The organism is Pseudomonas abietaniphila (assembly GCF_039697315.1).
Lineage (GTDB): Bacteria > Pseudomonadota > Gammaproteobacteria > Pseudomonadales > Pseudomonadaceae > Aquipseudomonas > Aquipseudomonas abietaniphila_B.
This window is the reverse complement of record NZ_CP155619.1, coordinates 1,382,442-1,394,802: the sequence shown is the minus strand read 5'-3', so window position 1 is coordinate 1,394,802 and position 12,361 is coordinate 1,382,442. Positions and strand designations below refer to the sequence as shown.

Genomic DNA, 12,361 nt, shown 5'->3' with positions numbered 1-12,361 from the left:
CAAAGCTGGTCTATAGTTTCCCAGCGTTCTTACGCGCATCTTTGGACAGGGAGGCTCAAACATGGCTGACAAATCCGTTGTATTGGCGAGCGCGGAGATCTTCGACTCGTCCGTGTCATTTAAACCTACTGACTTTCCCCGGATCGGGAGGGCCAGAGCGGAGTCAGACAATTTCGAGCTGAGCGAACTGAAACCCTGGTTCACGTTGGTGGACGACGAGGAAGAAGAGGAGGAATAGACACCTTGATACCGCCGAGAAAGACCAGAGGTGTCACTGTCGTGCGCCTCTGGTCTCCCGCGTCACATTCTCCGTCCTTTCTTGCAACCCCTCCCCGAACGCATCACGCGATCGTGTCGACCACGCCGCCGTCCACGCGCAGTGCCGCGCCGGTGGTCGCCGACGCCTGTTTCGATGACACGTAGACCACCATGTTCGCCACTTCGTCGATGGTGGCCGCGCGCTGAATGATCGAGCTGGGGCGATGTTCCATGACAAACGCCGCGCCGGCTTCTTCCAGCGACTTGCCGGTTTTCTTGACTTCCTCCTGGAGCATGTCCGCCACCCCTTCGGACAGGGTCGGACCCGGTAGCACGGCGTTTACCGTCACGCCAGTGCCGGCCATGCGTTTGGCCAGACCGCGCGAGATCGACAGGTTGGACGTCTTGGTGAAACCGTAATGGATCATGTCGGCCGGGATATTCAGGGCCGATTCGGACGAGATGAAGACAATGCGTCCCCAGCCGCGCTTGGCCATGTCGTCCGCATAGGCGCGGGACAGCCGCACACCCGACATGACGTTGACGTCGAAGAAGCGCTGCCAGACGTCATCCGGCGTTTCGAAGAAATCCTGCGGGCCGTAGATCCCGACGTTGTTGATCAGGATGTCCACCTGCGGCACCGTCTTGACCAACGCTTCACAGCCAGCAGCGGTGCCGACGTCAGTCGCCACACCCCGCAGTGTCGCGCCGGGGACATCCTGCTTCAGCCGAGCTACTGCGGCGTCGACCGCCTCCTGCTTACGACCATTGACGATCACCTCAGCCCCCGCTTCAGCCAGGCCTTTGGCAATCGCATACCCGATGCCCAGCGTGGAACCCGTTACGAGAGCGGTTTTACCGGTCAGATCGATTTTCATGTCGGATGTCTCCGTTATGGTCGAAAGAAAGATGGAGTGCTGGAATCGGCTTGGGTTCCGTGTCTGCCCCAGGTCTGCGGATCAACACGAAACCTGGACTGCCCCGAAAATTGGATGGGTGCCCCACTTCTAGGGGCGCAGTCCAACCTGTGGGAGCAATCGGAGGTTACGACTGTCGCGAATGCTGTCTGTCAGCGACATTGACGCAGCTGAGTCACCGCGCAGGCAAGCCGCTCATGACGCGCTGCTTCATTCGATTTCGACGCAGAGCGTCGGCGGATGCATTCCCACGCGGAGCGTGTGGAACGATCAACAAGGCATTCGTGAGCAAGCTCAGTCCCTCAGTCCCTCGGTGTTCGGGCTCGTCACGATTCTGCGGATCAACACACAACCTGGACTGCCCCCCAAAATTGGATGGCCGTCCCACTTCTTGGGGGCAGTTCAACGTGTGGGAGCAGTCGGAGGTTACGACGGCCGCGAATGCTTTATGTCAGCGACATTGGTGCAACTGACCCACTGCAGGGTAAAACCGCTCATCACGTGCTGCGCCATTCGATTTCGACGCAGAGCGTCGGCAGATTCCCACGCGGAGCGTGAGGAACGATCAACGGTCGCGAATGCGGAGCGTCGGTCGACATTGAGGCAACTGACCCTCCGCGTGATCAAGCCGCCCATGAAGCGCTGCGTCATTCGATTTCGACACAGAGCGTCCGCAGATGCATCCCCACGCGGAGCGTGCGAAACGATCAGGCAGCGTCTGCAATCTTCGATACGACGCGACATATCCACCCTGTTCGCCAGAAGGCTCTGCTCTTAAACTGCCGGGCTACGGCCGTACTCAATATCGAAACTTCAGCTTTCTTCAAGGACGCACTGCAATGGGTGACCGGAAAACACTCGACGTCACGTTTCGCAGCGCCACGACGGCCGATGCGCTGTGTATCGCCGTCTTGGGCATGCAGGTTTTTCTCGACACCTATGCCACCGACGGTATTCGTGATGCCATTGCGCGCGAGGTGCTCGAATCGTTTTCTGTCACCGCCATCTCAGCGTTGATCGCTCGTGCCGACACCACGTTCATTGTCGCCGAGGTCAACGATCATTTGGTCGGCTTTGCTCACCTGACCACTCACACCTCCCATCCCATGATCGGTGATCCTCAGGCAGCCGAACTGAAGCGTCTGTACGTGCAGGAACGCTTCACGGGCTTCGGGATTGGCTGGCAGTTGTTGCGTCGGGGAGAAACGGAAGCCGCTTCACAGGGCGCTTCCATGCTGTGGGCGACCGTTTGGGTGGGGAATGAGCGCGCGTTGCAGTTCTATCCTCGGCAGGGTTATGCCCACATCGGATCGCCGATGTATGAGTTTCAGGGCGAGGCCCATGAGAACCTTCTCTATCGCAAGGTGCTTCTCAATGGCTGACAGAGGTCTCGCCCCTGATGTCCTGTAGGCCTGTTTGACTTTTTCGCCGCCGCAACCGCATGATCCTGCTCGTTTATGATCGGTTCAGCATGTTGTCGAGGTCTTTTATGTCTGCCAACCCCGAAGCCTTTCCTGGCGAGCGTCAGCGTCTGATCACGGAGCGTCTGGCCGTGCACGGTCGGGTGATTGCCGCCGATCTGGCGGCTGAGTTCAATGTGTCCGAGCATTCGATTCGCCGTGACCTTGGCGCGCTGGCCGCAGCGAGGTTGTGCAAGCGGGTGTATGGCGGGGCGATTTCGCTGGCGTCGGACGGGCCGCTGACTGCGCGCATCGAGCAGGAACCCAACCGCAAACGCACGCTGGGCGTGGCGGCGGCGGGGCTGATCAGCGCCGGGCAACATGTGTTCATCGACGGCGGCTCGACCAATCTGGCGATTGTGAGAGCCATCGATCCGCAGATGGCGCTGACCGTGACTACCAATTCACCTGTGCTGGCCGTTGAGCTGATGAAGTTGCCGTCGGTGGAAGTGATTCTGCTGGGCGGTCGCCTTAGCCCGATTGCGGGAAGCACGTACGGCTTCACGACGATTCAGCAGTTGACCCACTTCAATTTCGACCTGTGTTTCCTGGGCGCTTGCGCGCTGGACGCCGTCAAGGGCGTGACGGCGTTCGACATGGACGTCGCCGAGTTCAAGCGAGCAGTGGTGGCGCGCAGCGGGCAGGTGGTGGTGGCGGTGATCAACGAGAAACTGTCGAGCATCGCCCACTATCAGGTCGCGCCGTGCGAGGAAGTGGGCGCCTTGGTGGTCGAGCACGATGCGCCGACGGACCGGCTGGAACTGTTTCGCGGCAAGGTCGCGCAGATCGTCAACGCGCAGCCGGGTGCCTGACCGGCATTTGCGCTAAATCGTCGTCGTGCCTTGCCAGATTTCGGTTCGGTTGCGTCCTTCATGCTTGGCGACGTACAGCGCGGCGTCCGCACGTTCCACGAAGGTTTCCATGGTGGAGCATTCCTGCGCCTGACAGCCGTAGACGCCCAGGCTGATGCTGACGATGCCGCTCGGGTTGCCCTGGTGTTCGATGGCGCGTGTCAGCACCGCCTGACGAATTTTCTCCGCAAGCAGAAAGGCGCCTGGCGCTTCACTGTACGGCAGGAACACAGCCATCTCTTCTCCGCCGTAGCGCACGGCCAGGTCGCCTGTCCGGTTGAGGTTGCCGCGGATGCACTCGGCTACGGCGACGATGCATTTGTCGCCCGCGACGTGCCCGTAGTTGTCGTTGTAGCTCTTGAAGAAGTCGATATCGATCATGATCAGGCTCAACGGGTGCAGGTTGGGCTGGCCTTTGGAGAACTCGAGCCCGAGGATTTCATGGAAGTGACGCCGATTCGCAAGCCCGGTGAGGCTGTCTTGCAAGGCCAGTTTTTCCAGTGAGTGACTGGCGATTCTGAGTTGAGATTCAGCGTTCAGCCCGTAACGAATCTGCTGAAACAGCAGCACACCGAACAGCAGGTTGGCGACCACCACGCACACGATGATTGCCAGCGAGCGCCATGCGTACTGGCGCCACTCGTCGAGCACCTCGTATTCGGACAGGCCCGCCAGGACCACCAGCGGGTAGCGGTCCAGACGTTTGTAGCCGTACAGCCGGATTTCGTGGTCGAGGATCGACTGCACCGTCGCCGTGCCTTCGTAGTGTTCCTTGAGGTATTTGCGAAACAGTTCACCGTCGGCGATGGAGGCGCCGCGCACGTTTTCCATGGTCGGACGACGCGCCAGGACGGTGCCGTCGGCCATCGTCAAGGTAATCACCCCTCGCTTGCCAATGTCGAAGCGGTCGAAGAAACGATCGAAATACGCAAGCTCTATGGTTGCCAGTACCACGCCAGCGAAACGACCTTCGGAGTCGTTGACCCGTCGCGAGACCGGTATGATCCAGTCGTTGGTGGTGCGGCTGCGAATGGCCTGGCCGATGTGCGGCAGATTGCTGTCGATGGCTTTATGGAACTGGAAATATTCGCGGTCGGCGTTATTGGCGTTTGGCGGCGCATGACTCAGCGAGGTAGCGGCCCAATTGCCGTCCTTGTCGTAGATGAACAGGCCCTGAATTTGCTCGACGCCGGCGGCGGTGGCGCGCAGGTATTCGTGCATGCGCGAACTGGTGGCGGCGCCAAAGCCGTCGTAGGAGAGACGCTCGACGATTCCGGCCACCGGAATGTCCGCCTGATCGAAGGTGTCGTCGGCCTGCTGCGCCATCGAACGCGAAAGGTTGGCCACCGTGGTGTTGGCGATATCCAGTTCATGGCTGCGCGTCTGACGCAATTGCCACAACGTGATGCTGGTGATGGAAAGGCACACCAGCACGGTAAAGAATCCCGCCAGCCACAACACAGGCATGCGCTTCAGGCGCCTGTTCCTGGCGTCGAAGACCGTTCCTTCTACTTGTCTCAATCCCCGCCCCCACTGACGCCCACGATTTCAGACCCACCGTGTGACGAACGCTCCCTCATTCGTGGCACACGGTATCGCAACAGCGACCGTCTGACACAGAGAGTAGGACAAGTCGGGGATTTTGAAGGAAAAAGTGTGCCGAAGGTGAGACTTCGGCAGAAGACACTGTGGCGGAGGTGTGAAGACCCGCTGGACTGCCCCAAGAAGTGGGACACCCATCCAGTTTTCTGGGAGCCCAGGTTTTTTGTTGATCCGCAGACCTGTGGCAGACACGGAACTCAAGCCAATGATCGTTCCGCACGCTCCGCGTGGGAATGCATCCGCCCACGCTCTGCGTGGAAATCGAATGGCACAGCACGTGATGAGCGGCTTGCCCGCGCGGTGGGTCAGTTGCCTCAATGTCGACTGACACACCGCATTCGCGACCGTCGTAACCTCCGATTGCTCCCACACGTTGAACTGCCTCAAGAAGTTGGACACCCATCCAATTTTTTGGGGCCGTCCAGCTCATTCAACGTTCAAGAACGAGTCGCGCCTTAAACCTGCCGTCCTGGCACCTCATCGACCTTCGGCTGCCAGTTCTTCTGCCCCGTGTGGGTGGTGTGCACCGGAATCGGTGCCTTGAGCAGGACGAAGTACGCCACGGCCGAGAGCAGTGCGACGATGGCGCTGACGGCAAATGCGGTGGCGAAGGTGCCGGAGTACTGCACGCTGAACCCCGTCACGATCGGTGCCACGGAGCCGGCGATGTAGCCGCCGAAGTTCTGGATCGAACCCAGTGAGGCCACGCGCTTGGTGTCGACCACCGTGTTGACCACCATCCACGCCGTGGCGCTGGACAGATTGATACCGAACAGCGCCAGGCAGAGCAGGGCGATGCAGCCGCCCAGACTCGTGACGAAGGTCAGTGGCAGGGTGAACACGGCCGCGAACACCAGACCGCCAATCACCGTGTACTTGCGGCTGTTGAGCACGCCGACGCCGCGTTTCACCAGACGGTCGCAGATCCGGCCGGCGGCGATGGTGCCGATGGCGCCGAACACGTAGGCGAAGGACACCACCCAGGCCGTCGAGTACGGATCAAGACCATGCTCGCGCTGGAAGTAACCCGGCAGCCAGGTCAGGTGCAGCCAGAGCATGTAGATCACGCCCATGAAACCGAGGAAGGTGCCCCAGGTGCTGCGATGTTTGAACAGGTCGAGCCAGCCCGCGAAGAATGATCCTTGGGGCGCCGCGTCGACCACCACGGGTTCGCGTGCCGCAGTGACCGGCTGTTCGCCGCGTGCTTCCAGCTCCTTGAGGTATTGCGCACGACTCTTGTAGAACATCAGCCAGCACAGCGCCAGGACGATGCCGAGCACGCCGGTGATGATAAACATGCCGCGCCAGCTGAAGTTGACCATGAACAGCGTCAGGATCGGTGGTGCCAGGCACGGTCCGATGCAGGTCGCCGACCAGACGATCCCTGTCGGGGTACCGCGCTCGTGTTCTTCGAACCATTCATTGAGGGTTTTCGCCGCCGAAGGAAACATCGGCGCCTCGCCAATCCCCAGCAACACCCGCAGCGCGAAGAAGCCGCTGAAGCTGTTGATGAAGCCTGATGCCGTTTGCGCCACCGACCACACCAACAGCGCGCCGCCCAGCGCAATCTTGCTGCCCAGCTTGTCGATGATCATGCCCATCGGCAGCTGTGCGAACGCGTAGGCCAGTGAAAACGCCGACAACAGAATGCCCATCTCGGAAGGGCTGATCAGCATGTCTTTCTGGATGGTGGTGTTGGCGATGGAGAGGGCGCTGCGGTCGAGATAATTGACGATCCCGAACAGCATCAGAAAGACGATCGTGATCGTCTGGTAGGTCTTGAGGCTTTTCATAGGCACCTTTTTTATTGTTGTTAAGGTTGCTGGCGGCGGACCCGGATCACGAGGCCGCCGCGGATTTTTACCCTGTGTCGCCCGGGTGTACGTGAATCAGGTGATTGCGCCGATCTGCCACGGCACGAACTCGTTCTGCCCGTAGCCGTGTTGCTCGCTTTTGCTGCGTGTGCCGGAAGCAATGTCCAGCATCATCTGGAAGATGTACGCGCCGCGTTCTTCAATCGTGGTGCTGCCATCGGCGATGCCGCCGCAGTTGACGTCCATGTCTTCCTGCTGGAATTCGAACACGCGGTTGTTGGTCGCCAGCTTGATCGACGGCGTCGGCGCGCAGCCATACGCCGAGCCACGGCCGGTGGTGAAGGCAATCAGGTTGGCACCGCCTGCGACCTGACCCGTCGCCGAAACCGGGTCGTATCCCGGCGTGTCCATGAACACCAGACCTTGCGCATGCACCGCTTCGGCGTACTCATAGACGCCCATCAGGTTGGTCGAACCGGCTTTGGCCACGGCGCCGAGCGACTTCTCCAAAATGGTCGTCAGACCGCCTGCCTTGTTGCCGGCGGACGGGTTGTTGTTCAGTTCGGCGTTCATCCGCTTGCAGTAGTCTTCCCACCAATGAATCCGCTGAACGAGCTTTTCACCCACCGCGCGGCTCACTGCCCGACGTGTCAGCAAGTGCTCGGCGCCATAGATTTCCGGGGTTTCCGACAAAATCGCGGTGCCGCCCGCCGCGACCAGCCGATCCACCGCGTTGCCCAGTGCCGGGTTGGCGGTGATGCCCGAATAACCGTCCGAGCCGCCACATTGCAGGCCGACGATCAGGTGCCGGGCGCTGACCGTTTCACGCTTGATCTGATTGGCCTGCGGCAGCAGCGACTTCACCTGCTCAATGCCGCTGGCGATGGTCTTCGACGTGCCACCCGTGCCCTGGATGGTGAACGCGCGCAATTGGTCCGAGGCCTTGAGCCCCTGACTGTCGAGCAGGTCCTGAATCTGATTGGTTTCGCAGCCCAGCCCCACCACCAGCACCGCAGCGAAATTAGGGTGCACGGCATAACCCGCGAGCGTGCGGCGCAGCAGATCGATGGCTTCGCCCTTGGAGTCGATGGCGCAGCCTGAACCGTGGGTCAGTGCGACAACGCCGTCGATGTTGGGGTAGTCGGCGAGGGCCTCGGGATGGATGTCGCGACGAAACTGGTCGGCAATCGCCCGGGCCACGGTGGCCGAGCAGTTCACCGACGTGAGAATGCCGATGTAGTTACGCGTGGCGACCCGACCGTCGGCGCGCACGATGCCTTGAAAGAACGCCTCGGTTTTCGGCGTCTCGTGGACGTCTACGCCAAAGGCGTAGTCGCGAGAGAAATCCGACATCTCGACGTTCTGCACATGCACGTGCTGACCGGCCTCGATCGGTTGCGACGCAAAACCGATGATCTGCCCGTACCTGCGCAGCGCCTGGCCCTGTTCGACGCGGATCGTCGCCACCTTGTGCCCGGACGGTATGTCCTGCAGCACGGTGATGCCTTCTTCTTCGAGGCGCGTGCCTGCGCTCAGCGCTTGCCTGGCAACCAGCACGTTGTCGAGGGGGTTGAGGCGGATGACCAGGGCGCTACTGTCGAACGCTGGCGTTTTGGCGATGAGTTCCATGCGGCCTCTCAGGACGGTTACCCCCTGCGTCTGCGTCGTGACAAGTCGCGACGACGCAGCACAACGGCTCCCGGACAGGGAACGACGCCGTTACAGGCGGCCAAAGTTCTTGTTGTTCGTATTGGGCGGACTGGCGCAGGCACAGCCCGGCCCCCGTTGTGAATCACTCTATGAAGCGTTTTGATAATTTCCCAATGAAAGGTTTCGATTGATCGATAACGGGTGGTTATCAAAAAAACATGAAAACGGTTCGTTTTTCATGGCGAAGGTCCTTGCGCCTGCAGTTCGTCGGTCTTTTTCAGATAGCCCAACAACTCTTTCACCGCCGCCGACATCGGCCTGGCCTTCGAGGTCAGCAAGCCCAGATTAGCCATGGCCAGCGGCAGTTCCACCGGCAGCATGGTGATCATTCCATAGCGGGCGTAGTGCTCGGCCACGTCGTTGGGCACCACGGCGATCATGTCGGACGACTCCAGCATGGCCGTTGTGGCGAGGATCGAGCTGGTTTCGATGATGTCCAGCGGCTGGATCAACTGCGCGGCTTTCAACGCGTTTTCCACCTGCCGCCTCATCGGACTGTCGATCGGGTGCAGGATCCAGGTCAGTGGCGCCAGGTCTGCCAGACCCGTGTCGGGCCTGTTGGCGAATGGATGGCTGGGGCGAGCAATGATGCGCATGCGTTCGCCCTGTTCAAACAACTGAATGTCCAGCCCCTGACTGTCCAGCTGATCCGGCAGCCGGCCCAATACCAGGTCAAAATCCCCACGAATCAACGCCGGCAGCAGCGTGTCGCTGGTGCCGACCTCGATCGCCACCCGCACTTTTGGGTGTTGAGCCTTGAACGCCAGCACACCGCGGGTCAGCAAGGTCGGCACTGGGCCCATCACCGTGCCGATGCGGACCATCCCTGCCGCGCCGCGCGCCAGTTCAGCGATCTGCGCTTCGGCGTACTCGAACTCATGCAGCGCGCCCTGGGCGTAACGGATCATCACGTCCCCGAACAGCGTCGGCTGCATGCCTCTGGGCAGTCGCTCGAACAGTTGCACGCCCAGGCGCTCTTCCAGCTGCTGCAACAACAGACTCGCGGCGGGTTGCGTCGTGTGAATCGCCGACGCCGCCTTGCGCAGGTTGCCCAGTTCGCCCAACGCGTTGAGCAGTGCGATCTGGCGGCTGGAGATCTTCAGCGTGGCAAATTTTTCAGGCAGGTCTGACATACCGGATTTGATATCGATGATTAGGATTTCGCGATTATGCCTGTATCGGTGATGGGTCTACAGTCACAGCATCGCCTGCCGACGATTATCGCGAATGAATTCGCTCCCACAGGATTAACGCGAATCTCCTGTGGGAGCGAATTCATTCGCGATGACGGCGATACGGACGCATCGATCTTTCAGAACAACAAGAGAGCTATCCATGACGCTGATCATCACCTCCGTCTCCATCCGCGACATCCGTTTCCCCACCTCACTGTCCCTCGACGGCTCCGACGCCATGAACAGCGCGCCGGACTATTCGGCCGCCTACGTCGTTCTGCACACCGATTCCCGCGACGGTCTGGAAGGGCACGGCCTGACGTTCACCATCGGCCGGGGCAACGAGATCTGTGTGGCGGCGATCCAGTCGCTGGCGCCGCGTATCGTCGGGTTGAGCCTGGAAGAGATCACCGCTGACATGGGCGCGTTCTGGCACGACGTCACCGCCGGCGACAGCCAGTTGCGCTGGCTGGGGCCGGAGAAGGGCGTGATCCACCTGGCCACGGCAGCGTTGGTGAACGCGGTCTGGGATTTGTGGGCGAAGGTCGAAGGCAAACCGGTCTGGAAACTGCTCACCGACATGACGCCCGAGCAGTTGGTGAAATGCCTGGATTTCAGCTACGTCACCGATGCGATCACGCCGGAAGAAGCCATCGCGTTGCTGCGTCGGCAAGTGCCCGGCAAAGCCGAACGTGAATCGCACCTGCTTGAAGAAGGCTATCCGGGATACACCACCGCGCCCGGCTGGCTGGGGTACTCCGAAGAGAAAATGCGTCGTCTGGCCCGCGAAGCCATCGCCGACGGCTGGACCCACATCAAACAGAAAATTGGCTCGGACATTGAAGAAGACCTGCGTCGCGCCGCGATTCTGCGCGATGAGCTCGGCTGGGACCGCACGCTGATGATGGATGCCAACCAGGTCTGGAGCGTCGAAGAGTCGATCAGCAACATGCGTCGGTTGGCGGCGTTCGAACCGTGGTGGATCGAGGAGCCGACCAACCCGGACGACATTCTCGGCCATGCGACCATTCGCCAGCGCATCAAACCCATTGGCGTCGCAACGGGTGAGCATTGCCACAACCGCGTGATGTTCAAGCAGATGTTCCAGGCCGAGGCTCTGGATTTCTGCCAGCTGGATGCGGCGCGTCTCGGTGGCCTGAACGAGGTGCTGATCGTCTTGCTCATGGCTGCCAAGTTCAATGTGCCGGTGTGCCCGCACGGCGGCGGCGTGGGGTTGTGCGAATACGTGCAGAACATCTCGATGTTCGACTACATCGCGGTGTCAGGTTCGCTGGACAATCGCGTGCTGGAGTACGTCGATCACCTGCACGAACACTTTCTCGACCCGGTGGTAATTCGCCGTGGCCGCTACATGCCGCCCCAACGTCCCGGTTACAGCATCGAAATGACCGCCGAAACGCTGGAGCGCTATGAGTACCCGAACGGGCCGGTATGGGTGGATCTGGCGCAACGTCACCAGGCATGACCTTTGTAGGAGCGCGCTTGCCCGCGAAGACGTAAGAACGTCCGACAGAGATGTATCGCCTGGAAGTCGGCTTTCGCGGGCAAGCGCGCTCCTACAAATGAGTTACGGCCACAGACACACCAATGTCGCTGCCGATACGGGCCTTTCGCGGTGATGACCGGTATGATCGGGATCATCTACCCGACCTCGGTGTGACATGAATTCTCCGGATCCTGGCAAAATTCCCGCTCCAGACCGTGATCGCCTCTCCGCGTCATTGCTGGGCGGCGGTTGCGAGCCCGACCCGCGTTTTACCCTGGCAAACGAACGGACCTTCTTGGCCTGGATTCGCACGGCGCTGGCATTCCTGGCGGGCGGGATTGCCGTCGAGGCGTTCACCGGCGACGTGTTCAGCCCGGGCCTGCGTCGCGCGGTGGCATTGTCGCTGCTGTTGCTGGCGATGCTGGTCAGCGCCAGCGCCTGCATCCGTTGGCTGAAAGTCGAGCGCGCGATGCGTCAGCGCAAACCGCTGCCGTTGCCGGTGTTGGTGCCGATTCTGTCGCTGGGTGGGGCGTTGGTGGCGGCGGGGTTGATCGTCTTCCTTATATATGGCGCGTCGTGAGTCGCCGAGGTCCGGTCTCTCTGGGGCACGACGATCCGGGTTTACAGCCGGAACGCACGCTGCTGGCGTGGCGGCGCACGCTGCTGACGCTGATCGTCGTCTGCACGATCTTCCTTCGCTGGATTCCTCATTTCGGTCTGGTTGCCTTGCTGCCGATCATTGTGTCGCTGGCGGCCAGCCTGCTGATCCAGATCGCCCTTAATTCCCGCTACCGCAAGAGTGCCCGCGGTCTGAAGAACGAGCGCATCCCGGCGCCGCTGCGTGAGGTGGTGGTGTTGGGCGCAACGGTGATGGTGCTGAGCGTGGTGGGGATTTATGCGGTGGTGTCTGCTTGATGGCAAATATCCTGGTCGTACGCTGAAAAAACGGTGGGAGCGAATTCATTCGCGAGGCGTTATTTCAGGCGATGAAGCGCTGTCGTCCACATTGATTTCTCGCGAATGAATTCGCTCCCACCGGTTGTTTCGCATTCGGTGTGTACAGCGGT

Annotated in this window: 11 protein-coding genes; 6 read left to right on the top strand and 5 right to left on the bottom strand. The window is 60.7% G+C overall.

The window, feature by feature from the left end; all coding sequences use genetic code 11:
• Positions 1-61 precede the first annotated feature (61 nt).
• Positions 62-238, top strand: coding sequence for a hypothetical protein (locus tag ABDX87_RS06185; RefSeq protein WP_167362059.1), 177 nt, complete (start codon positions 62-64; stop codon positions 236-238).
• Positions 239-341: 103 nt separating this feature from the next.
• Here ABDX87_RS06185 and ABDX87_RS06180 read toward each other — a convergent pair whose 3' ends face one another.
• On the bottom strand, positions 342-1,136 hold the full coding sequence (locus tag ABDX87_RS06180) for an SDR family NAD(P)-dependent oxidoreductase (RefSeq protein WP_346832079.1): 795 nt from the start codon (positions 1,134-1,136) through the stop codon (positions 342-344).
• 878 nt (positions 1,137-2,014) lie between these two features.
• On the opposite strand from ABDX87_RS06180, the gene ABDX87_RS06175 reads away from it, so the two are divergent.
• Together ABDX87_RS06175 and ABDX87_RS06170 are read left to right on the top strand one after the other, a co-directional pair.
• Positions 2,015-2,557 carry a GNAT family N-acetyltransferase gene (locus ABDX87_RS06175; RefSeq protein ID WP_346832078.1) on the top strand — a complete coding sequence of 181 codons (543 nt, stop codon included), beginning with the start codon at positions 2,015-2,017 and terminating at the stop codon, positions 2,555-2,557.
• 107 nt (positions 2,558-2,664) lie between these two features.
• Positions 2,665-3,447, top strand: a complete 783-nt coding sequence (locus ABDX87_RS06170) for a DeoR/GlpR family DNA-binding transcription regulator (RefSeq protein ID WP_346832077.1) — start codon at positions 2,665-2,667, stop codon at positions 3,445-3,447.
• 12 nt (positions 3,448-3,459) lie between these two features.
• Here the strand turns inward: ABDX87_RS06170 and ABDX87_RS06165 are convergent, their stop codons facing one another.
• The 4 genes from ABDX87_RS06165 to ABDX87_RS06150 form a co-directional block, all read right to left on the bottom strand.
• Positions 3,460-4,953 carry a sensor domain-containing diguanylate cyclase gene (locus ABDX87_RS06165; protein ID WP_346832076.1) on the bottom strand — a complete coding sequence of 498 codons (1,494 nt, stop codon included), beginning with the start codon at positions 4,951-4,953 and terminating at the stop codon, positions 3,460-3,462.
• Positions 4,954-5,543: 590 nt separating this feature from the next.
• Complete coding sequence (locus ABDX87_RS06160; RefSeq protein WP_346832075.1) at positions 5,544-6,881, bottom strand: MFS transporter; 1,338 nt, start codon at positions 6,879-6,881, stop codon at positions 5,544-5,546.
• A gap of 96 nt (positions 6,882-6,977) precedes the next feature.
• Complete coding sequence (locus tag ABDX87_RS06155; RefSeq protein ID WP_346832074.1) at positions 6,978-8,531, bottom strand: UxaA family hydrolase; 1,554 nt, start codon at positions 8,529-8,531, stop codon at positions 6,978-6,980.
• Positions 8,532-8,788: 257 nt separating this feature from the next.
• A complete protein-coding gene (locus ABDX87_RS06150) occupies positions 8,789-9,745 on the bottom strand; it encodes a LysR family transcriptional regulator (protein WP_346832073.1) in 957 nt (318 codons plus the stop codon).
• A 202-nt stretch (positions 9,746-9,947) separates the two neighbouring features.
• Between ABDX87_RS06150 and ABDX87_RS06145 the strand changes: the two genes are divergently transcribed.
• From ABDX87_RS06145 to ABDX87_RS06135, 3 genes are all read left to right on the top strand, one after another.
• On the top strand, positions 9,948-11,273 hold the full coding sequence (locus ABDX87_RS06145; RefSeq protein ID WP_346832072.1) for an L-fuconate dehydratase: 1,326 nt from the start codon (positions 9,948-9,950) through the stop codon (positions 11,271-11,273).
• A 196-nt stretch (positions 11,274-11,469) separates the two neighbouring features.
• Positions 11,470-11,874 (top strand): YidH family protein, encoded by a 405-nt coding sequence (locus tag ABDX87_RS06140; protein WP_346832071.1) that lies wholly within the window; start codon positions 11,470-11,472, stop codon positions 11,872-11,874.
• Entirely contained in the window at positions 11,871-12,209 is a 339-nt protein-coding gene (locus tag ABDX87_RS06135; RefSeq protein WP_346832070.1) for a DUF202 domain-containing protein, read from the top strand. The genes ABDX87_RS06140 and ABDX87_RS06135 overlap by 4 nt, the downstream gene beginning before the upstream one ends.
• The last annotated feature ends 152 nt before the right edge of the window (positions 12,210-12,361 follow it).